Source organism: Jatrophihabitans sp. (genome assembly GCF_036000465.1).
GTDB lineage: Bacteria > Actinomycetota > Actinomycetes > Mycobacteriales > Jatrophihabitantaceae > Jatrophihabitans.
In genome coordinates, this window is sequence record NZ_DASYFV010000011.1 from 103,362 (window position 1) to 123,378 (window position 20,017).

Here is a 20,017-nt window from a genome sequence, read left to right on the forward strand (position 1 = left end):
GTCTTGCAGATGATCATGAGCCGACCACCTCCACCCGATGCACGACGTGGGCCGGTTTGGCGGTGGCGACGATGGAGTCGATGGCCTTCTGCTTCCGGTCGGTGAGTTCGTCGGGGATGGTCACCCGCACGGCGAGGCGCGGGCTCTCCTGCCCCGGCAGTTCACCCATGGGGTGCGTCGACCAGGACACGCCACCGCTGTCGGTGATCTCCACAGTGCCTCCGCTGAGGACCTCGAGGTTTGCGCGTAGTCCGGTGATGGTGCCACGCATGCGGTACATCTCGACAGCGGTTGCCACCGCGGCGCGGCGACGCTCGGTCGCCCAGCTCTCGTCGATCTCGATGCCGACCCAGCCGGCCAGCCAGTCGAGGAAGTCGACCGGGGTGAGCGCCGGGTCGAAGTAGTCGATCAGGCAGTCCAGCGTCAGCAGCACCGGCGCGATGACGTCGTCGAAGCCGCTGACGAAGCGCATCGAGAACTCGTCCTCTTGGAAGATCGCCGGCAGCATCGGCCCGAGGGGGGCCGCGGTGAACAGGGCGTCGATGGTGCCTCGCATCAGTGCGCCTCCACCCGGACCTGGTGCTCGTAGGAGAACAGCAGGCTGTAGGGGTCGAGCTCGAGCTTGCGGGTCTCGCCACCGCGCTCGCCGGTCACCGGGTTCGCCCCGAACAACCGGGCGTCCTCGACCATGTCGACGCCGCGGATCTGCTGCAGCAGCCCGTAGACCTCGCCCGACTGCACCGGACGGCCGAACGGCCAGCCCTCGCCGTCAGGGCCGCCGGTGATGGGGTTGAGGTAGCCGTAGAGCGCAGCCAGGGCCTCGGTGCGGATGCGTTCGGTGTCGGCCTTCGGCCGGGCGACGACCCGCGCGACCACGGTGACGCCGCGGTAGGACGGCGGCTCGACCGACACCCGGGTGCCGATGAGGCGCACCTCGTCGAGCCGCTCGCCGATGCGGGCCAGCGTCTCCTCCGACGGCACGAGCTCGGCGAAGTCGATGCGGCCCTCCACGGCGGGCGCGGCCGGCACGATGAGCACGCGCAGCGAACCGGCGGCGACGTCGTCCTCACCGGCGGTGACCGCCTGCACGCGGGCGACCTCGGGGGCGGCCTCGAGGGCGATCGACTCGTAGTCCTCGGCGGTGACCGCCCGGCTGCGGGTGCGCAGCAGGATCGGGCCGCGGGCCTTGGCCTGGGTCATCGTCTCGCCGTCGACGCCACCCTGCGCCGACTCGAGGTTCTCGACGCTCTCGACGAACGGGATGGACGACTTCAGCGTGCGGATCATGCCCTTCGAGACGTTGCCGTGCCGCCCGCCGCCGACGGCGTGCCCGCGCAGCCGGACCATCTGGCCCTGCGGCGGCACGGCGCCGTACTGGCGGACGCCACCCTCGGGCAGCCGCACCGCCGGGCCGAAGCGGACCGTGCCGCCGACGGCGTCGAGGACGAAGTGGCGGTCCTCGGGCTCGCTGGCGGCGAAGTGCTCGACCGGGGTCCACTCGACCCAGCCGTCGTCGGACGACGTCTCGAGCACCGGCGCGCCCGCCCCGGCCAGGATCGGGCTGTTCTCGATCGGGAACACCTGGCCCGGCACGCCGTCGGACTCGCCGAGCTGCTCGGCCTCGACGATCGAGCCGTGGATCGCGTCGACGGTGCCGCCGACGGTGCAGGCCGACAGCCCGATGATGATGGGCGACGAGGTGTAGGTCGGCACGTCCTCGGGCACCTCGATGACCCGGGCCCGCAGCCAGCCGGCCCGGATGCCGTCGACCACCGAGGCCTCGTGCTCCGGCGGGACGTGCACCAGCACGCGGCCCGGCACGTTGAGCGCGCTCGTCGTGTCGCTGCTGACGCGGCAGGTCGCCCAGTCGGTGCCGGTCCACGCCTCCCACGCCAGCGGGGGGAAGTCGGGGTGGACGCCGACGCCCTCGACCCGGGCGTCGACGTCGACCTGCACGACGCAGCGCGGCACCGGATTGGTGAGGCCGACGTACACGGCCTCGCCGACGACCGGCACCTCGGAGAACGCGCGGAACGACGTGCCCATCTTCAGGCCCTCGGTGCGCAGCTCGCCGCTGCTGCTGCCGTCGGCCCACGTCGAGATGTCCTGCAGCGCGCACGGGACGATCTGCAGCGGGTCGCGCGTGGCGAACAGGATCGACTCGTCGCTGTCGGTGCGCACGGTGGCCACGGTGGTGCCGGTGGCGATCGAGACGTCGGCGACGGCCGGGGCCGAGAGCCAGAACGTGACCGGCGCCTTCGCCGGTGTGGCCGGCAGCAACCGCAGCCCGATCAGCTCGAGGAACTTCACGTACATGCGGTCGGGGACCTGGTTGAGCCGGTACAGCACCTGGTCGGTCATGAACGCGAACGTCTCGATGAGCGTGACGCCCGGGTCGGAGACGTTGTGGTCGGTCCACTCGGGGCAGCGCCGCTGTACCAGCCGCTTGGCGTCGTCGACGAGATCCTGGAAGCGGCGGTCGTCGAGGTTCGGGACGGGAAGCGCCATCAGTAGTCGCTCCCGTCTTCCGGAATCGAGTAGAACGGGAAGACGAGGTTGCGCTTGTCGTTGCTCGCCTTCACCTGGTAGTGGACGTCGATGTAGAGCTTGTTGCGCTCCCACGGATCGATGGTCACGTCGACGAACTCGATGTCGACGCGCGGTTCCCACCGCTGCAGCGCGTGGTGCACCTCGTGCGACAGCTCGGCCGCGGTGTCGACGGTGGCCGACCGGAAGATGTAGTCGCGCAGGCGCGACCCGAACTCGGGTCGCATCGGGCGCTCGCCCGGATAGGTCGCCAGGATCAGGCGCATCGCCTGCTCGAGTTCCTGCTCGCGTCTCGCGAGCGCGATGCCGCCGCGCGCGTCCACCCCCAGGGGGAACGCCCATCCGGCGCCGATGAAGTCGTCAGCCATCATGTCCTCAGTTCAGCTTGATCATCTGGCCCTGGACCTCGACCATCGCGTTGCTCGTGATCTTGACCCCGAGCTTCCCGGTGAGTTCCAGCTGACCGTCGCTCTCGACCTTGACCCCACCCGAACCACCCTTGATCTCGATCTTCCCGGCGCCCGAGCAGTCGATGCTGACCGTGCCGGCGGGCGTCTTGCTCTTGGGCGGCGCCGGCTTGCAGGTGAGCGTGACGGTGCCGGCGACCTGGTCGATGGCCAGCGCCAGGTTCCCGTCGCCGGTGCCGAGGGTGATCGACGAGGTCGTGGGTGGCGCCGCGCCGGGCGGCCCGGGCGGCAGCTCGTCGTTGAACATGAGGGTGTTGCCGGCGGGGGAGGCGAGACCGCGGCCCACGACGGTGCCGCTGCCGTTCACCGCGGCGTCCATCGGCGCGAACTTCGAGTTGTCGTTGATCAGCCCGCCGAGCACGTACGGCCGGCGCGCGTCGCCGAACTCGAACCCGACGAGCACCTCGTCGCCGACCTCGGGCATGAACATCGCCCCGGTGCGCGGCCCGGCGGTGAGCTGCACGACGCGGGCCCAGTCGGACTCGTAGCTGGGGGAGAGCCAGGGCAGCGCGACCTTGACCTTCCCCTTCTTGTCCGGGTCCTTGAGGCTGGTGACGACGCCGCACACCAGGCCGGCCAGCTGCGGCTGCTTGCCGCTGCTCGCGCCGGCGGCGAGGTTGGCCAGCGACCGGTTCGCGCGGCCGCTGACGAAGAAGCGCGTGTGGTAGCCGCCCTCGGCCGGGTCGAAGATGTGCTTGGCGTTCGTGACCGTCCACTTGCCCCGGAAGATCTTCGGGACGCCCTTGATCTCGACCTGCTCGCCGGCCTGGATCGACGGGTCGCCGAGCGCGTCGCCCTCCGCCTCGGCGAACGTGCTCGCGATGTGGTCGGCCAGGCCCTGCGCCATCTCGTCGGCCGCGCCATCGGCGGCCGAACCGACCCCGAGCGGGCGGTCGACGACCACGTAGGACTTGTCGCCGGGCGCCGAGCCGAAGTCGAGCTTGGGCAGGCCGGGGATGGGCGGCAGCGCGGGCAGCGACGGCGGCGAGGGGAGCAGGCCGTCGGTGAAGGAGTTGGCGAGGTCCTTCGGGTCCTCGCCGCTGATCGTGGCCGTGCCGGTCTTGGCGTCGGCGGTGCCGACCACGACTCGGGCGGTCTTGGGATCCCAGACGCGCACCTCGACCGACGGCGTGATGTTGGCCGCCGAGATGCGCGGCAGGAAGGTGAGCAGGTTCTGCCGGAACGTCAGCGCACCGCCGAGGCCGAGGGCCCCGGCCACCGCCGACGCCGCCCCGGCCAGCGCGCCGCCGAGGCCGCCGGCCGGCAGGCCGGAGGCCTTGCGGAAGAAGAACTTGCCGCCGACGACCCCGGTCTCGAAACCGATCTCGCGAGCCCGCTCGCACAGGAAGTCCCAGTCGGTCTGCGCGACCTGGGCGATGTGCGTGTGGGTCGTGCTCGACGTGTCGATGTCGCCGATCGTCAGGCCGGCGTTCTGCGCGACCTTCCGCGCGATGTCGGAGTCCTTCATGTTGAGGTAGGTCTTGGTGCGCTTGGCCCGCTGCAGGCGGTGGGCGCGCTCGTAGCCGCGGACGATGGACAGGATCACGCCGTCGACGCACCGGGCCTCGATCGAGGTGATCTCGCCCTTGATCAGCGACGTCCCGGAGCTCTCCCCGGCCTTCATGCCGAGGATCTCGATCTTGGTCGCGATGTCCATGCGCGCGTCCGACAGCACGGTGCCGTCGTCGTCGCTGAAGGTGATCTCGAACATGTCGGGCAGGTGGAGGTGGGTGTCGACGACGGTCCGCACGATCTTGGCCGAGACGAGCGGCGAGAGCGGCAGCCCGATCGGGCCTCCGACCCGGATGCCCGGGACGATGATGCCGGTCTGCGCACCGCCGAGCAGGCTCGTCATGACGTGCTCCCGTCGAACTCGCCGGCGTTCGGCAGGTAGACCGTGCTGCCGGGACGCAGCCGGGCCGGGTCGTTGATCCGGTTGATGTCGGCGATCTGGCGCCAGGCCTGCGGGCGTCCGTAGTGCGAGGTGGCGATCGACTGCAGCGAATCGCCCGACTTCACGATGTGGGTGCGGCGACCGGGCAGGCCGCCCGAGGTCGGGTTGGTCGGCAGGTTGGACAGCATGCTCGGCTGCTGCACCATCTTCAGGCTGACCTTGGCCCGCACCGGGATGCCGGTCGGGTTGAAGCGCTCGTAGGACACCGTCGTCGAGGTCAGCTTCACGTCGTACATGAAGCCGACCAGCGGCGGACCCCACTGGAAGGTCAGGGTCGGCGGCTGCGAGTCGATCGGGTTGCCCGTGGCCTGCTTGGCCATCGCCAGCGGGTCGATCGCCGGCGGGCTCTGCCAGTTGAGCAACGTGTCGCAGCGCAGCTTGGTGGTGAGGCCCTCGAAGATGATGTCCCCGATCGAGATCGTCGGTGGGTCGGACTTCCAGATGATCGCGCCGCCCGATCCGGTGGGCGACCCGGTGCCCGAGCCCGAGGCGGGGTGGCTCGTCGAACTCGCCGAGCGGGTGACGACGATCTTGGTCGGGTTGAAGTCGAACGGCACCAGGCCGAGCGAGCCCGGTGCGATGCACCGGATCGTGGCCGGGATGAGCGCGCCGACGGCACTGGCGACGCCGATGGCCGCGCCGATCGCGCCGTTGACCCCGGCCCCGGCGACCGCTCCCGCGGCGACCCCTGCCGCCGCGCCGCCGATCGAGGCGCTGATGCCGATGCCGGTCACAGGAACCCCTCGTGGGCGAGTTCGAGCTTCTCCTTGGCGATGCCGGCGGTGGTGGCGTCGAGTTCGGGGCCGGTCCACCGGGCCGGGTACACGCCGCGCAGCTGCCAGCTGACGATCGGCTTGCCGTCGGGGTCGCACAGGGTGATCTGCGCGGTGCTGCCGGCCGCGCCACCGATGCTCCCCGCGCCGACTAGGCTGCCGATCGCGTTCATGCCCTGGGCGACCGCACCGTGGGCGCTGCCCATCGCGTGCACCCAGCCGTTGACCTTCGACGCGAGCCAGCGCTGCACCTGGGCCGAGTCGACGGCGTTCATCGCCCGCTCGAGGACGATGTTCTCGTAGTCCATCTGGCCGGGCAGGATCGGCTTGTAGTCGTAGTTGCCGCCCTCGAGGATCTTCTCCGGGTTGAAGTCCACGCGCAGCCCGGAGCACTTGCCCCAACCACCGAGGTTGACACCGTCGATGGTGACGAGGAAGCGGTTCTGCAGGCCGAGGATGGCCGACAGGCTGAGGGTTGGCACGGACACGGGATCAGCCGATCGAGGTGTCGTCGTCGAGGAAGCCCTCGTGCTCGAACTCGAGCGTCTCGAGCGACACCTGGCTCGCGCCGGCGTCCATGTTGTTGACGCTCCACTTCTTGGGCTGGGCGTTGCGGAGCACCCAGGTGAGCATCTTCTTCGTCAGCGTCGAGTCGTACAGGTCGATCGTCACCAGGCAGCGCGCCTTGCCGAACGTGAACGAGTTCGAGTTCAGCCAGTCGCGCACGGCGAGGGAGTCGTCGGAGACGGCCCGGACGAGCTTCACCGAGGTGTACTTCGTGTTCGCCGGGAAGTACCAGCGCTGGTTGCCGCCGTCGCCCGCGCGGTAGTCGGGCATGTCCCACGTGACGTCGAGACCCTCGGCCTTCTGGAACGACCCCAGGCTGTACGAGCCGGGGTCGACCGTCACGGCGAACCGGTTGGCAAGACCGATGTTGGTCGTGTCGTTGAGTGCAGCCATGTCTGTCCCTTACCTGAAATCGGTGAGCAGGCCGGCCCGCTCGCGGTCGATGAGGAGTTCCGTACGCAGCCGGCTGCGCAGGCGGTCGTAGATGCGCTCGGCGAGCGCCTCGAGGTTGGCGGTGTCGTGCGTCTGGTGCGAGGAGTCGCCGTGCACCACCTCGGTGGAGTGGTCGGAGCCGACCGTCGCGGCCACCGCCACCGCGTCGGTCGTCGTGGCGCCGGTCGTCGGCACCGCCGTCGCGGGGTGGGCCTCGGCGCCGGCCGTGCCGACGACCGCGGTGCCGGCGGCGACGCTGCGCGCCGCGACCCGCTCGGCCGTCTTGGTCACGTGGGCCCTGGCGGCATCGCGTGCCTTGGTGGCGGCGTCGATCTTCGCCTGCGCGTCCTTGCGCCGCTTCTCGCCGACCTCGCTGTCGTGCTGGGACTTCGTCCGCTCGAACAGCTCGCGAGCCTCGTTCACCTCGGTCGGGGAGAGATCCTTCGGACCGAGCCCGGCCTGGTGCCGCTGGAAGTTGTACGAGCGCTGCAGGTTCGCCACGAACTCGGTGGCGTCGGTGGCCTTGAGCGACGTCAGCGAGTCGGTGTTGGTCGCGGTCGCCGAGGCCAGGGCGGCCTCGGCGTCGTCGAGCTTGTCCTGGGCGTCCTCGAGCGCGTCCTCGGCCTTGTAGATCTCGGCCTGACCGCCGCCGGCCCCGATACCGGCGAGCGCACCCCCGGCGAGAGCGCCCCCGGCGGCCGCGACGCCGACCGCCGCGGCACCGCCGCCCGCACTGGTGCGGTGCATGCCGATGCCGGGCGCCCACGCCGTTCCGGCCTGGGGGAGGTCCTGCGCGACCTTGGCGCGGGCGTCGCGCTCCTCCTTGCGTTTCTTCTGCCGTTCCTCGACGCGCTCCTTCTCCTTCGCCGCGTCGTCGGCCCGCTGGTCCTTGAGCTTGCGGGCCTCCTCGCGCGCCACCTTCTGGTGCGCGACCTCCGCGTTCCATTCCTCGCGCAGCTTCCCGAGCTGGTCGTCGGGCAGGTTCAGGATCCGGGGCAGGCCCGCGGAGGCCCGGGCGTCGTTGTACTTGGCCAGCACGCCGTCGCGGAACTGCTCGAACGTCGTGGCGTGCATGTCGCCGATGTCCGGCAGGGCGTCGGGGTTGTCGGACGACGAGTCGCCGCCCGCGCCGCCACCGGTGGGGCTCGAACCGGTGCCCGTGCCCGCACCGCCGCCGCCCGAGGTGCCCCCGCCGCCCCCGCCGACCGCCATGCCGGCGCCGGTGACGACCTCCCTGGCGATCTCGTTCGCCTCCCAGCGCACCTGGTCGCGCTGCTGGGGGGTGAGCGTCTCGTCCGGACGGTGCTGCGGGATCTCGAACGGAAGCGCGTGCTGGGTGAGGCGGTCCTCGACCCAGGCCGACGTCACCGGCGGGGGCGCGTGCCGCAGCGGGTCGGACGACGTGATCGACGGCGGCGTTCCGCCGTGCGCCCGCTCGGCGTCGAGGGCCTCGGCCTCGAGCGCGCGACCTTCGGGCGTGTGCTCGGCCGGCAGCGCGCCGCCGAGGCGGCGCTGCTGGGCCGCGTGCACCAGCTCGTGGGCGAGCAGCCCGCGGGCCGACGCCGAGGTGAGCGGGCCCGCCGATTCGGGCAGGTGCACGGTCGCCCCGCGGGTGAAGGCCCGCGCCCGCCGCTGCGAGGCCTCGGCCGTCACCGCGCTGTCGCGCCGGATCTCGACGTCGGCGACGTCGACGCCGTGCGTCGACCGCAGCGCCCGGGCGAGCTCGGCCGGCGGGCGGGTGACGACGGCGCGTTCCGGGGTGCGGGCCGGCGCCTCGACCGCGGTCTCGATCGGACGCGGCGCGGCCCGGAACCGTAGCGGCGCGACGCTCAGGGGCGGGCGGGTCGAGCCGTCGGCGATCGGGCGCACGGTGGGCGTGGTGGTCAGCGGCGGTCGCACCGCGGCCGGCGCCTCCGGTCCGGCCGGCGGTGCTTCGGGGCGGGACGGCGAGCTCGCCGGCGGAGCGGGCGGCGGTTGGCCCGCAGCCCGCGCGGCGACCCGGGCATCGGCGGCGTCGGCCTCGGCCCGGGCGATGGCGGCGACGGCCTCTGTGTTGGCGGCATCGATCGCCGCCTCGGCGGCGGCGCGGGTCGCCTCGAGCGCCTCGGCGATGTCGGCGGGCGGCGGCGTGGCCGCCTCGGCGGCGTCGTCGGCATCGCGCTGCACCGGAGCGCCCAGCCCGAGTCGCCGGCTCTGCGCCAGGCTGTTGCGCCGGTGCGTCATCGGTGCGGGCGGCGGACCGGCGGCGAACGGGTCGCGCGGCGCCAGGCCGGGCACGGGTGGTTGCGCGTCACCCCGGGCCGGGTCGGCCGAGGCGGGTGTCGCGGGTGGTGCCGGCGGGGCCGGACGGGACGCCTCGGTCGCCGGCGGGCTGTCCGGGGTGAGCATGCTGCGCTGGCCGGGCAGCCCGTCGGGCTCGCCGCGGCGGTGCAGGTTGGCCAGGGCCTCGCGGAACCGGGCCCCGGCGTCGCTGGCCGCCTCGACCGCGGGCTCGGCCCGGGCGGCGGGGCGGGGCGGCGGGGCGGGGGCGACGTAGGGCGCGACCGGCTCACCCACGTAGTCGGGCGTGGCCGTGGTGAGCGGCGCGTGCTCGGTGATCGGCCGCGCGGTCGCGTGCCGCAGCGGCGGCTGGTCGAGGAAGTAGCTCGGCGGCTCGACGGCCGCCGGGGCGGCGGCGGGCGGCGGCACGATGACGGTGCCCAGCCCGACGACGCGTCCCGGCTCGGGCGTGCCGTCAGTGCGAGCGGGCGTCGACCGCGGCCGGAGCCGGTCGGTCAGCAGGGGCGCGGCCGGCTGCGGCTCGACGGTCAACGGCGGCCGGGCCGACCACGACGGCGCGAGCGGCGGCAGGGAGGACCACCCTCGCTCGGGCGCGGTGGCAGCAGCACGAGGGGCTGGTGCCGTCGTGTCCGCACCGAGCCCCTTCGCACCGCGGCGCAATGACCACCGCATGACTTGTCCCTCTCCCGGACTTCTCGTTCCCAGTTCGCCGTCGGGCGGTTACTCGTCGTCGGCGCGGTCGTTGATCTCGCCGACCTCGGCGATGATCCGTTGCCGCGTCCGGTGATCCATGTCGAGGATCTCGGCGAAGCCCCAGTGGAGGTAGTAACCGACGTACGCGACCTCTTTCCACAGTCGGTCAGCCGCGTACGTCACGATCCCCCCGGGGCATCACCCGCGATGTCGACCGCGAACTCCTGGCCGCAGTGCGGGCACCCGACGGCGACCTCGGCGTGACCGTCCTGGTTGATCCGCCGGTACAGGTCCTGCAGGAAGGCCAGGTCCGAGGCGAACAGGTTCTCGATCACGAAGGTGTCGATGCCACGGACGTCGCCGAGCCGGGTGATCGTCCGTTCCAGGAGCAATACCGTGAGGTATGCCGGGTTCTGCTTGACCCGCGGATCGTTCTGCGTGGTGAGCTCGTCGCGCGCCGTGGCGAGCCGCATCACGCCGTCGCGGTGCCGCACACCGTGCTGGTCGACGTAGCCCCGGGGCAGCGTGAACGGGTACTCCGTGCGGAGCGCGGTGTCCGGCAGGTCGGCCACAGCGGTCATGGGGCAACGCGCTGGATGTGCTCGCACACCAGGGTCACGGTCTCCATGAGCACCTCGCTGGCGCCGGCCTTGAGGCCGCCGATCTCCAGCTTCGAGGGCCAGGCCATCTCCAGGTGGTAGCGCGCGACCGGGGTGCCGTCGGTGGCGTACATGACGAGCGAGCAGCTCTTGCGCGCCGCCATGATGTCGCCCATGAGCACGGCCTCGTGCCAGAGCCAGAGCTCCATGCTCTGGTTCTTGCCGCGCTTGAGCGTGAGCGTCGGGGGCTTCTTCTTGCCCGGCAGCTTCTTGAGCGTCACCTCTTTGTCGGTGGACTCCAGCAGCTCGACCGGCTCGACCTCGGTGGTGATGCCGACGAGCTCGGCGAACGACGCGATCTGATAGCCGTCGATGATGATGGAGAACCGTGACGCGGTGATCGCATCGCCGGGCCCGAGGCCGCTGCTCATGATGAACCTTCCTCAGTGGTGGGTGTGGTCGTCACGGCGCCTATTCCTCCAGGCCCGCGCCGTCGGCGAACTGCGAGATGCGGAAGACCACGAACTCGGCCGGCTTCACCGGGGCGATGCCGATCTCGACGGTGAGGATGCCGGCGTCGCGGTTCTCCGGCGGGTTGTTCTCCTCGTCGCACTTGACGAAGAAGGCCTGCGCCGGCGTGCGGCCGAACAGCGCGCCGTCGCGCCAGACGCGGCGCAGGAACATGTTCACCGTGCGCTTGACCGAGTCCCACAGCTTCGGGTCGTTCGGCTCGAACACCACCCAGTTGGTTCCCGAGAGGATCGACTTCTCGACGTAGTTGAACAGCCGCCGGACGTTCAGGTAGCGCCACTCCGGGTCGCTCGACAGCGTGCGCGCGCCCCACACGCGGATGCCCTGCCCCGGGAAGGAGCGGATGCAGTTGACCGCGATCGGGTTGAGCGTGTCGTGCTCGCCCTTGGTGATGTTCAGCTCGAGGGTGACCGCGCCGCGGATGACCTCGTTGGCCGGTGCCTTGTGCACGCCGCGGGTCGAGTCGTTGCGGGCCCAGATGCCGGCGATGTGTCCCGACGGCGGGATGAAGACCTGCTTGCCCGCGACCGGGTCGGCGACCTTGATCCACGGCCAGTACATGGTGGCGTACTTGCTGTCGTAGCCGGTGACGTCCATGCGCCAGTCCTTGACCTGCTGGGCGTTGAGCCCCGGCGGCGTGTCGAGGATCGCGACGCGGTCGGCCATGAGCTCGCAGTGCGCGATCATGGCGAGCTGGACGGCCTTCACGTCGTCCTGCGTGATGGAGCCCTGCTGGAACGCGGCCATCAGGTCGGGCACGCACAGCATCGTCACGTTGTCGACGGCCTCGAGGCCGCCGAAGCCGGTGCGGTCGGCCGAGTTGCCGACGTAGGCGCCGGGGGAGACGGGCTCGGGCACGGCGGCCGGCTCGGCCATGGCCACCTCGCCGTGGCGCGGCACGGCGAGCGCCCGGCCGCGGACGTCCTCGATGGTGATGAGCTGCGACTGCTGCCGCACGACCGTCATGACATTCTGCGGGCCGCGCCGGGTGGTCACGTTGTCGAAGGTCTCGACGACCTCGCCGCCGCGCTTGACCAGCAGCTTGAAGACGTCGTCGCCGCCCTCGCTCGCACCCTGGATCTCGACCGACAGGCCGGCCTGGCTCGGGTCCTTGGCCGCGATCGTCAGCGCGGGCTTCTCCTCCTCGCCCGCGGCCGGGAGTTCGGCGACCGGCGTCTTCGGGCCGTCGGCCGAATCGGCCGACCCCCCGACGCGCACGACGTAGGCGATGCCGCCGCCGTTGAGGAAGTACCCGTACACGGCGTGGGCCAGGTAGAAGCCGTCGACGAAGTCACCGAAGGACGTCTTGAACTGCGTCCAGTTGGTGACGAGCACCGGCTCGTTCAGCGGGCCCTTCTCGGCGAAGCCCACGAAGGCCGCGACCGCGGTTCCCACCGCCTCGATCGGCCGGGAGCCGGACGAGACCTCCTCCATGTACACACCGGGTGACAAATAGCTGCTTGGCATGCTGCGTCTCCGAATCTCGCCGACCGCACTCAGGTGTCGCGACTCTCGCACCGCTTGTCGATCCGGATACCGCCAGCGAGGGAACGGGCGGGGGCAGCGAGAACTGCACCTAGGGGCAGCCCGAGGGTGACCGATGGACGGTGCTCGGGCCGTGGTCGGTCCGGGGGCGCATCGCCACGCTGCGAGGGTGATTGCCGAGGTCGACGAGGCGCTGTGCCGTGCCCTCGCGCGGGTGCTGCCCAAGGGCACCGTCGTGCGGCTCGACCCGCCGAAGCCGACGTGGCAGACGGAGAAGCCGTCCGAGGCGATCGACCTGTTCCTGTTCGGCCTGGCCGGTGACAACCGCGGCGCGCAGTCGGGCTTCGACGAGGTCCGCGACGCCCGCGGCCGGGTGCTGTCGCGCACCGAGCCGCCCCGCCGCTACCAGCTCTCCTACCTCGTCACCGCCCGGGCCGAGAAGATCCGCGACGAGCACGAGCTGCTCGACACCGCCCTGCGCGCCCTCACCGACGCCGAGGCGCTGCCCGAGTCCTGCCTGCCCGAGGCGCTCGCCGAGCTGGGCATGCCGGTGCTGGTGGAGCTGGACCCGGCCGGCCCCGGCCAGCTCTGGACGAGCCTGGGCATGCCGGCCCGGGCCGCGTTCGTCCTCACCGTCAGCGCGCCGCACCGGGCCGCGCCCGACACCGAACTCGCGCCGCCGGCCGAGAAGATCGACCTGCGCAGCGAGCAGTACCGTCACGGCGCCGCCGCGACTCCGGGCGACGAGGGAGCCGCGGGCGAACCCGATCCGTCCGGGGTGGCGGCACCGAAGCGCTGGGTGCGCGTGCCGCGCGCCAGCGTCTGAGCCGAGGGGATGCGCGATGTCGACCCTGCAGGGTGACGAGCCGGAGCTGGCGCTCGGCGACAGCGGCGAGTACGTGACGCGGCTGCAGGACGGCCTGCGCGGACTCGGGCTGTTCGACCGCTACTCCGACGGCACGTTCGACGACGCCACCGAGATGGCCGTGCGGCAGCTGCAGGGCATGGCGCAGCTGGCGGGCGACGGCGTGGTCCGGCGTGACACGTGGGAGGCCCTCGACGCCTACCTGACGGCGGCGGCCCCGGCCGTGCCGGCGGGCAGCGAGTACATCCCCCGGCTGGAGCACGTCCACCCGGCGATCCAGGAGGACGCGCGGTTCGCGAGCTTCCACGAGTTCCTCAACGAACGCGGCAGCTGAGCGCCGCCCGGATCGGAGACGTCATGGATCAGAAAGAGGGCGCGGGCCACCACGCCATCACCCGGGCGGCGGTGCACGAGTTCTTCGCGTCCGGGCGGGCCGACGCGTCCGGGCGCATCGACGGGATGACCGAGGACGAGTACTTCCACACCCTCGACGCGGCGCAGGAGCACGCCGACCGCTGGTACGGCCCGACCACCCACCCGGCGTGGGAGGACCCGGACGCGCAACGCGAGCACGGCATGGCCGACCCGTACCACTCGGGTCAGTGGAACGTCGACACCGATCGCCGCTTCGTCGAGAGCGAGCTGTCGCAGGCGCACGAGGGCGGCGCCCGCGCCACCGAGATGGGCCATCTCGGCGCGGCCGCGCACGCGCTGGAGGACAGCTACAGCGAGGCCCACGCCTTCCGCGGCCGGTCGGCCAACCAGGGTGACCCGAACGCGCCCATCGAGTCGTTCAACGTCTTCGACCCCATCCCGAACCCGAACATGGGCACGTGGGGGAAGTTCGGCGACGAGCAGGGCACCCACGACGAGCGCTTCGACACCACCGCCGTCGACGCCCACGGCAACCCCATCCACGGCACCGACCAGGCCGCGGTGCACGCGACCGCGCAACTGCTGGAGTCCTACCACGATCACCGCGGCGAATCGATGGCCCAGGCGAACGCGGCCAACCACGAGACGGTCGACCGCTTCTACCAGCCGGCCGAGGGCGGCGTCGGCGTCAACCGGGCGGCGACGCCGGAGTGGCGGGCCGACCGGGACGCCCGCCTGCAGGAGCACCGCGCGGAGGACGACGCGCACGCGCACCCGGCGCCGGCCGCGGCGCCGGCGCCCACCCCGGCGGCGACGGCTGTCTGCGGTTACGGCCCCTGCGCCGAGTGCCAGGCCGCCGGGCGCAGCGCGATGTGCGCCCAACCCTCCGGCCACGAGCAGAACTGGCACACCTGCGCTACCGGCCACTCGTGGTACTGACGGCGCGATGGCGGCCCTGACCGGCGAGGAACCGAACCTCGAGCTGGGTAACACCGGCGAGTGGGTGTGGACGCTGCAGGTGCGCCTGTACGGGCTGCGGATCCTGCAGGAGTGGCCCGACGGCGTGTACAACTCCGCGACGGAGAACGCCGTCCGCATGCTGCAGACCCAGGTCGGCATGGACAACACCGGCGAGACCGACCACGCGACGTGGGAGGCGCTGCTCCACCAGGAGCAGCAGGTCGGGATCAACTACCAGTACTACAACCCGTGGGACGCGCTCGCGCAGCTGCGCTACGACATCGAGAACGGCGGCCAGCGCGACGGGTGGGGCAACCATTTCGCGGACACCGCCCAGAGCCCGGCCGCGTACGCCGGGCAGATCTCCGACGACGGTCAGTGGGTCTGGGACGGCACCGACTGGCAGGCCGTGAGCGGCACCGCCGGCGTCGCCGAGGAGCTCTACGCCGCCAGCGACCACGTCGGCGAGGTGTCACCCGACGGCCAGTGGCGCTGGGACGGTACCGACTGGGTCGCCGTGACGAGCGACGACTACACCGGCCAGCTCTCGCCTGACGGCCAGTGGCGCTGGGACGGCCGCGACTGGCAGCCGGTCTGACTCACACGTGATCGAGCCGGGCGGTCACCGGCACCGGCGCGAGCACGATCGCGCCGATCGCGGCGAGGGTGCGCTCGTAGTGCTCGGGCCAGAGCGGGCCGCCGTAGAGCATCGGCGGGTCCGACGGCGCGGCTGCGGTGACGTCGAGGCGGTAGCCGAGCGAGCCGTGCACGGCCGGGTGCTGGGCGTCGCCCGCGGCCGGCAGGTCGATCGTGCAGACGCCGGCGAAGCGTCGCGTGCGCGGGCCGGGCACCGAGCTGCCGCTGTGCCGGAACCGGTGCCCGTTGCTGCTCTCGATGGTGGGCCGGTCGCCCCGCCCGACGCTGACGAACAACCCGTCCACGATGCGGTGCAGGGCGGCGGCCGTCAGCGCGGCCGCGCCGAGCGGTTCGGCGCCCGGCTCCCCGTCGGGCCACACGACCAGGACCGAGCCGGTCAGGGTGAGGGTGAACTCGAGCAGCACGTCGCCGATGTAGGTGACCGCGCGCGCCACCACCTGCTCGGGCGGCACGAAACGGTAGGTCCCGTTGCGCCGGCGAGATCGGATGGTCAAGACGTCACCCTGCCGTCGTCTCACCGTGACCTGGAGGCCCCGGAATGGTCGCTCGCTCCGAGCCGTCCCACCGTAAGTCGGGGCCACCGCGGCACCGGTGCCCCTACGGGCAGAGCAAGGTGCGACGGCACCGGTCGCGCCACCGAGGAGGGCGACGATCTTGTCGCGAACATGCCGGATCGGCCCCCGCCTCTCCCCAACGCTGCACCGATGCGACACCATCGTCGCGTGCTCGATCCCCGTCGGTGGCGTCCCGAGCGCGCCTCCGGACCACGCCGTCGGGACCGGATCGCGTCGGCCCTGGCCTTCCGGCTCGAGCACGCCCAGGCGCCGGACGAGCTGCTCGCCGGGGTCGTCGCGATCCTGCACGGCGAACTGGAGCTCGCCTTCGTACGCCTCGAGATCGGCCCGGGGGTGTGGGGCGACGGCGTGGCCGCGATCGGCACGCCGGTCGGGGAACCGCTGACCCTGCCGCTGACCTATCAAGGACACCCGAGCGGCCAGCTGACCGTGTCGGGCCGGCGCCGCGGCCGGCCGGTGCCGCGGCGCGATCACCTGGTGCTGCTGGAGATCGCCCGCAACGCCGGACCGGTGCTGCACACCGCCCGCCTGCTCGGCGACCTGCGGCAGAGCCTGGACGGCGTGCTCTACGCCCGCGAGGACGAGCGGCGCCGGCTGCGGCACGAACTGCACGACAGTCTCGGACCGATCCTGGCCGGCATCTCGCTCGGGCTGCACGCCGCCCGGCGGCTGATGACGCGCGAGCCCGAGCAGGCCGACGAGCTGGTCAGCCATCTGGAGCAGGAGTTGCAGGCGGCGATCGCCGAGGTCCGCCGGCTGTTCGAGACGCTCCGGCCACCGGCGCTCGACCAGCTCGGCCTGCTGCCGGCCGTCCGCGAGCACATCGACCTGCTTGCCACGCGGATGCGCTCGGACGAGGATTCCGCCGAACAGGTGTCCTTCGAGCTGCATCATGTCGGTGATCTCGCGGCGCTGCCGGCCATCGTCGAGATCGCGGCGTACCGGATCGTCTGCGAGGCGTTGACGAACGTGGCGCGCCACTCGGGCGCGCACACGTGCACGGTCAATCTCAGCCGGGACAAGGGAGTGCGGGTGGAGGTCGTCGACGACGGCGTCGGGTACAGCGGCCGCTCCGGCCGCGGGCTCGGGCTGGGCTCGATGCGCGAGCGGGCCGCGGAGCTGGGGGGCACCTTCCTCATCGAGTCGCCCCCCGCCGGCGGCACCCGCGTCGTCGTCACCCTCCCCGTCCATCCCGTGCCGGCGTCGCGATGACCGCGACGAGGGTGATGGTCGTCGACGACCACCCGCTGTTCCGCTTCGGCCTGTGTGCCGCGCTGGCCGAGCGCGACGACATCCAGGTCGTGGGCGAGGCGGCCGGCGGCCGGGCCGCGATCTCGGCCGCCGCCGCACTGATCCCGGACGTCGTGGTGATGGACCTGCACCTGCCCGACCTCGGCGGGGTGGAGGCCACCCGGGCCATCACCAACGCGACTCCCTCGATCGGGGTGCTCGTGCTGACGATGTTCGACGACAGTGAGTCGGTGTTCAACGCGATGCGGTCTGGTGCGCGGGGCTACCTGCTCAAGGGGGCCGAGCCCGAGGAACTCGTCCGGGCCGTGCACGCGGTCGCCCGGGGCGAGGCGATCTTCGGCCAGTCGATCGCGGCGCAGGTGCTGCGCTACTTCAACGGGCTGCCGTCGACGGCGGCCACCTCGTTCCCCGAGCTGACCGGGCGCGAGCGCGAGGTGCTCTCGCTCATCGCGGCCGGCCGCAACAACACCGAGATCGCCCAGGTGCTGTCGCTGAGCGGGAAGACCGTGCGCAACCACGTGTCGGTGATCTTCGGCAAGCTGCGCGTCGCCGACCGGGCCCAGGCGATCGTCCGCGCCCGCGAGGCCGGCCTCGGTCAGCGTCCCGGTCCGACCTGAGGAGCCGCCCCGGCCGGACGTCCGCCTGTGCACAGCGGGACGTTCGGCGGGTTGCCCGTCCGGGCACAGTCGGGACACCGGTCCCATGCGCTCGGGTCGCCACGTAGGGCAGGTTCACACGGGTCGAACACGACTTCGCTGGAAAAGTCCGGCTGCACGGCCGCGACCGGGCGAACTATCAGGGGGGCCTGATGACTCAACAACTGACCCGGATCCCGGTGCTGCTGCTCGCCACCGATCCGATCCTGCGCAACGGGCTGCGCACGACGCTCTACGCGCGGCCCGAGATCCGCCTCATCGACGAGGACGACTCCTCGCCCGACACGGTGGTCATCGTCGCGACCGACCGGATCGACGAGCAGACCAAGACGACGCTGCGCAGCCTGCAGTGTCGCCGGGTCACCAAGGTCGTGCTCATCGCCGGCGATCTCGACGACGCCGACGTGCTGGCCGCCGTCGAGAACGGCGTGTGCGCGGTGGCGCGTCGCGCCGAGGTCGACGCCGACATCCTGGTGCGCCTGGCCGCCGCGGCGATGTCGGGCGAGGGAGTGCTCCCGCCCGATCTGCTCGGCCGGCTGCTCGGCCGCGTGTCCCGCCTGCAACGCCAGGTGCTCGAACCGCGCGGCCTGCACATCGCCGGCTTCACCGACCGCGAGACCGAGGTGCTGCGGCTGCTGGCCGCCGGGCTGTCCACCAGCGAGATCGCCCGCCAGCTCTCCTACTCCCAGCGCACGATCAAGAGCATCGTGCACGACGTGACGAACCGCTTCCAGCTGCGCAACCGCTCGCACGCCGTGGCGTTCGCGATGCGCGAGGGCCTCATCTGAGGTTCCGCCACACCAGGCCGGGGGGACAGGGGGCCGGTGCGAGCAGCGCTCGCACCGGCCCCCTTCCGTCGTGCGCTACGGAGTCTTCTTCGGCGTCGTGATGTAGCGCCCGGTGAACAGGATCGACGGGTTGCAGTGCGCCGCCCCGCCGCCGCCGGCCTTCTGGCAGTTCACCGCGACCTGCAACGGCGCGGACGAGGTGAAGATCAGCGGCTCGTCGTCGAAGTGGTAGTCGAGGTCGCGGAAGTTCGCGAGCCCCTCCTGGAGCAGGAAGCTGCTGTTGCCGCGCTGGATCTGCAGCGTGCCCTCGTTGCCGTTCGGGTTCTGCAGCACGACCGCGGTGATCACCAGCGTCTTGTTGGCCGGGATCGTGGGCCCGGGCGTGACGGTGAACTTGGTGAAGTTGCCGGTCGACGGCGCGACGTCGGTCTGCACGCTGAACGCGGTCGGCGAGCCGGTCGCGACCGGGGCGCCGTTCGAGAGCGTGGAGCCCGACGGCGGCACGGACGCCTGCTTGCCGCCGGCGCCGCCCCCGTTCTTCGCCGCGCTCGAGGCGGCGGCCTGCGCCTTCTGCGCCGCCGCGTTGGCGGCGGCCGCCTGCTTCTGCGCCGAGCTGACCGCGGCCGCCTGCGAGGACGCCGCCGACTTGACCGCCTGCTTCGCGGCGTCGTCGGCCGTCGACTTGATGGCCGGCTTGAGCAGCGTCTCGTAGAGGATGAACAGCGCGAGAGCCGCCGCGGCCAGGATGGCGATCGCCGGCAGCAGCCAGGCGGGCAGCAGCTGCCGCTGGGTCATGGTGCCGCGGGTCGCCACCGGGTTCGACGTGCTCGGGGCGACGGTGACGATGAACGGGTGCTGCCGGTCGGCGCCCTTGAGGAAGCGCTTCTCGGGCCGGGCGATGAGCCGGATGAACGCGGCCGACCCGGGCTCGAGCGTGGCGACCCGGTGGTCGAAGGCGAAGTCGAGCGCCTCTTCCTCGTCGTGCGCGGTGACCTCGACGGTGGTCGGCTGGTTGCCGAGGTTGTCGATCGCGACCTGGTGCCGCGCGCGCCGCCGGCCGCGCGACTGGCGCGGGACGAGCTCGACCTGCACGTCGTCGAACGCGCCGACGTCGACGGTGCCCTCGGTGACCGACGAGCCCTGCGGGTCCTCGCGGGAGGCGACGCGCAACCCGAACGGGACGACCCCGGCGGGGATGTGCGGGTCGCGCGCCGGCGCGAAGGTCACCGTCACCTCGACGTCCGAACCCGGCATCAGGTTGACGATCGCCGGCGTGACCTCGGTCCACGGGGCGCAGTCGCCGACGATGTCGATGGTGAACTGATCGACCACCTGACCGGTATTACGCACGAGCATCGTCGTCGTCGTCGTGGCGCCCGGCTCAACGCGCATGTCGCGCACCGGTAGTGCGGTGGCTGCTCCCATAAGCGGGGAGTCTGACGACCCGGTAATGGCCGCGTCAATCAGGCAGGGGAGCGTGTCGGGGAAGCTAAAACTGCCCTTACGGGCAGTTCGGACGTGCCGTCGGTGATCACGCCGGACGGTCCGCCGCGCAACGTGGT

General features: G+C 72.0%; 21 protein-coding genes. 7 read left to right on the plus strand and 14 right to left on the minus strand.

Annotation, left to right across the window (positions count from 1 at the left end; translation table 11 throughout):
* Nucleotides 1–13: 13 nt before the first annotated feature.
* The 12 genes from VGN18_RS03900 to VGN18_RS03955 form a co-directional block, all read right to left on the minus strand.
* Nucleotides 14–556, minus strand: coding sequence for a phage tail protein I (locus VGN18_RS03900; RefSeq protein ID WP_327538327.1), 543 nt, complete (start codon nt 554–556; stop codon nt 14–16).
* A complete protein-coding gene (locus VGN18_RS03905; protein ID WP_327538328.1) occupies nt 556–2,508 on the minus strand; it encodes a putative baseplate assembly protein in 1,953 nt (650 codons plus the stop codon). Before VGN18_RS03905 ends, VGN18_RS03900 begins: the two co-directional genes overlap by 1 nt.
* Complete coding sequence (locus VGN18_RS03910) at nt 2,508–2,915, minus strand: GPW/gp25 family protein (RefSeq protein ID WP_349259829.1); 408 nt, start codon at nt 2,913–2,915, stop codon at nt 2,508–2,510. Before VGN18_RS03910 ends, VGN18_RS03905 begins: the two co-directional genes overlap by 1 nt.
* A gap of 7 nt (nt 2,916–2,922) precedes the next feature.
* Nucleotides 2,923–4,869 (minus strand): phage baseplate assembly protein V, encoded by a 1,947-nt coding sequence (locus VGN18_RS03915; protein WP_327538330.1) that lies wholly within the window; start codon nt 4,867–4,869, stop codon nt 2,923–2,925.
* Nucleotides 4,866–5,702 carry a LysM peptidoglycan-binding domain-containing protein gene (locus VGN18_RS03920; RefSeq protein WP_327538331.1) on the minus strand — a complete coding sequence of 279 codons (837 nt, stop codon included), beginning with the start codon at nt 5,700–5,702 and terminating at the stop codon, nt 4,866–4,868. Before VGN18_RS03920 ends, VGN18_RS03915 begins: the two co-directional genes overlap by 4 nt.
* On the minus strand, nt 5,699–6,229 hold the full coding sequence (locus tag VGN18_RS03925; protein ID WP_327538332.1) for a phage tail protein: 531 nt from the start codon (nt 6,227–6,229) through the stop codon (nt 5,699–5,701). The genes VGN18_RS03920 and VGN18_RS03925 overlap by 4 nt, the downstream gene beginning before the upstream one ends.
* Nucleotides 6,230–6,233: 4 nt before the next feature.
* Nucleotides 6,234–6,701, minus strand: a complete 468-nt coding sequence (locus VGN18_RS03930; RefSeq protein ID WP_327538333.1) for a phage tail protein — start codon at nt 6,699–6,701, stop codon at nt 6,234–6,236.
* Between the two features lie 9 nt (nt 6,702–6,710).
* The gene (locus tag VGN18_RS03935; protein ID WP_327538334.1) at nt 6,711–9,551 is read right to left on the minus strand and encodes an eCIS core domain-containing protein; all 2,841 of its coding nucleotides are present in this window, start codon (nt 9,549–9,551) and stop codon (nt 6,711–6,713) included.
* A gap of 189 nt (nt 9,552–9,740) precedes the next feature.
* Nucleotides 9,741–9,896 (minus strand): DUF6760 family protein, encoded by a 156-nt coding sequence (locus VGN18_RS03940; RefSeq protein ID WP_327538335.1) that lies wholly within the window; start codon nt 9,894–9,896, stop codon nt 9,741–9,743.
* Nucleotides 9,893–10,294, minus strand: a complete 402-nt coding sequence (locus tag VGN18_RS03945) for a hypothetical protein (RefSeq protein ID WP_327538336.1) — start codon at nt 10,292–10,294, stop codon at nt 9,893–9,895. Before VGN18_RS03945 ends, VGN18_RS03940 begins: the two co-directional genes overlap by 4 nt.
* The gene (locus VGN18_RS03950) at nt 10,291–10,743 is read right to left on the minus strand and encodes a phage tail protein (protein ID WP_327538337.1); all 453 of its coding nucleotides are present in this window, start codon (nt 10,741–10,743) and stop codon (nt 10,291–10,293) included. Before VGN18_RS03950 ends, VGN18_RS03945 begins: the two co-directional genes overlap by 4 nt.
* Nucleotides 10,744–10,783: 40 nt before the next feature.
* Nucleotides 10,784–12,310 carry a phage tail sheath family protein gene (locus VGN18_RS03955; RefSeq protein ID WP_327538338.1) on the minus strand — a complete coding sequence of 509 codons (1,527 nt, stop codon included), beginning with the start codon at nt 12,308–12,310 and terminating at the stop codon, nt 10,784–10,786.
* 187 nt (nt 12,311–12,497) lie between these two features.
* Between VGN18_RS03955 and VGN18_RS03960 the strand changes: the two genes are divergently transcribed.
* From VGN18_RS03960 to VGN18_RS03975, 4 genes are read left to right on the plus strand one after another with little or no spacing between them, the layout of a single operon-like run.
* Nucleotides 12,498–13,154, plus strand: a complete 657-nt coding sequence (locus tag VGN18_RS03960) for a Pvc16 family protein (RefSeq protein WP_327538339.1) — start codon at nt 12,498–12,500, stop codon at nt 13,152–13,154.
* A 16-nt stretch (nt 13,155–13,170) separates the two neighbouring features.
* Nucleotides 13,171–13,527, plus strand: a complete 357-nt coding sequence (locus VGN18_RS03965; protein ID WP_327538340.1) for a peptidoglycan-binding domain-containing protein — start codon at nt 13,171–13,173, stop codon at nt 13,525–13,527.
* A gap of 23 nt (nt 13,528–13,550) precedes the next feature.
* Entirely contained in the window at nt 13,551–14,507 is a 957-nt protein-coding gene (locus VGN18_RS03970) for a hypothetical protein (protein ID WP_327538341.1), read from the plus strand.
* A 7-nt stretch (nt 14,508–14,514) separates the two neighbouring features.
* A complete protein-coding gene (locus tag VGN18_RS03975; RefSeq protein ID WP_327538342.1) occupies nt 14,515–15,126 on the plus strand; it encodes a peptidoglycan-binding domain-containing protein in 612 nt (203 codons plus the stop codon).
* 1 nt (nt 15,127) lies between these two features.
* Here the strand turns inward: VGN18_RS03975 and VGN18_RS03980 are convergent, their stop codons facing one another.
* Entirely contained in the window at nt 15,128–15,679 is a 552-nt protein-coding gene (locus VGN18_RS03980) for a hypothetical protein (RefSeq protein WP_327538343.1), read from the minus strand.
* A gap of 228 nt (nt 15,680–15,907) precedes the next feature.
* Between VGN18_RS03980 and VGN18_RS03985 the strand changes: the two genes are divergently transcribed.
* The 3 genes from VGN18_RS03985 to VGN18_RS03995 all read left to right on the plus strand — a co-directional run bounded on the left by VGN18_RS03985 (nt 15,908) and on the right by VGN18_RS03995 (nt 18,455).
* Nucleotides 15,908–16,972 (plus strand): sensor histidine kinase, encoded by a 1,065-nt coding sequence (locus VGN18_RS03985; RefSeq protein ID WP_327538344.1) that lies wholly within the window; start codon nt 15,908–15,910, stop codon nt 16,970–16,972.
* Nucleotides 16,969–17,628: a response regulator transcription factor gene (locus VGN18_RS03990; protein WP_327538345.1), complete on the plus strand. Its 660-nt coding sequence runs from the start codon at nt 16,969–16,971 to the stop codon at nt 17,626–17,628. Before VGN18_RS03985 ends, VGN18_RS03990 begins: the two co-directional genes overlap by 4 nt.
* Before the next feature lie 191 nt (nt 17,629–17,819).
* Nucleotides 17,820–18,455, plus strand: a complete 636-nt coding sequence (locus VGN18_RS03995; protein WP_327538346.1) for a response regulator transcription factor — start codon at nt 17,820–17,822, stop codon at nt 18,453–18,455.
* A gap of 75 nt (nt 18,456–18,530) precedes the next feature.
* Here the strand turns inward: VGN18_RS03995 and VGN18_RS04000 are convergent, their stop codons facing one another.
* Nucleotides 18,531–19,847, minus strand: coding sequence for a hypothetical protein (locus VGN18_RS04000; protein ID WP_327538347.1), 1,317 nt, complete (start codon nt 19,845–19,847; stop codon nt 18,531–18,533).
* Between the last annotated feature and the right edge of the window lie 170 nt (nt 19,848–20,017).

What these genes read in the sequence shown, in the direction of transcription:
- VGN18_RS03900 (WP_327538327.1), bottom strand. Translation starts at nt 556, where the DNA reads ATGCGAGGCACCATCGACGCCCTGTTCACCGCGGCCCCCCTCGGGCCG.
- VGN18_RS03905 (WP_327538328.1), bottom strand. Translation starts at nt 2,508, where the DNA reads ATGGCGCTTCCCGTCCCGAACCTCGACGACCGCCGCTTCCAGGATCTC.
- VGN18_RS03910 (WP_349259829.1), bottom strand. Translation starts at nt 2,915, where the DNA reads ATGGCTGACGACTTCATCGGCGCCGGATGGGCGTTCCCCCTGGGGGTG.
- VGN18_RS03915 (WP_327538330.1), bottom strand. Translation starts at nt 4,869, where the DNA reads ATGACGAGCCTGCTCGGCGGTGCGCAGACCGGCATCATCGTCCCGGGC.
- VGN18_RS03930 (WP_327538333.1), bottom strand. Translation starts at nt 6,701, where the DNA reads ATGGCTGCACTCAACGACACGACCAACATCGGTCTTGCCAACCGGTTC.
- VGN18_RS03945 (WP_327538336.1), bottom strand. Translation starts at nt 10,294, where the DNA reads ATGACCGCTGTGGCCGACCTGCCGGACACCGCGCTCCGCACGGAGTAC.
- VGN18_RS03950 (WP_327538337.1), bottom strand. Translation starts at nt 10,743, where the DNA reads ATGAGCAGCGGCCTCGGGCCCGGCGATGCGATCACCGCGTCACGGTTC.
- VGN18_RS03955 (WP_327538338.1), bottom strand. Translation starts at nt 12,310, where the DNA reads ATGCCAAGCAGCTATTTGTCACCCGGTGTGTACATGGAGGAGGTCTCG.
- VGN18_RS03965 (WP_327538340.1), top strand. Translation starts at nt 13,171, where the DNA reads ATGTCGACCCTGCAGGGTGACGAGCCGGAGCTGGCGCTCGGCGACAGC.
- VGN18_RS03970 (WP_327538341.1), top strand. Translation starts at nt 13,551, where the DNA reads ATGGATCAGAAAGAGGGCGCGGGCCACCACGCCATCACCCGGGCGGCG.
- VGN18_RS03975 (WP_327538342.1), top strand. Translation starts at nt 14,515, where the DNA reads ATGGCGGCCCTGACCGGCGAGGAACCGAACCTCGAGCTGGGTAACACC.
- VGN18_RS03990 (WP_327538345.1), top strand. Translation starts at nt 16,969, where the DNA reads ATGACCGCGACGAGGGTGATGGTCGTCGACGACCACCCGCTGTTCCGC.
- VGN18_RS03995 (WP_327538346.1), top strand. Translation starts at nt 17,820, where the DNA reads ATGACTCAACAACTGACCCGGATCCCGGTGCTGCTGCTCGCCACCGAT.
- VGN18_RS04000 (WP_327538347.1), bottom strand. Translation starts at nt 19,847, where the DNA reads ATGCGCGTTGAGCCGGGCGCCACGACGACGACGACGATGCTCGTGCGT.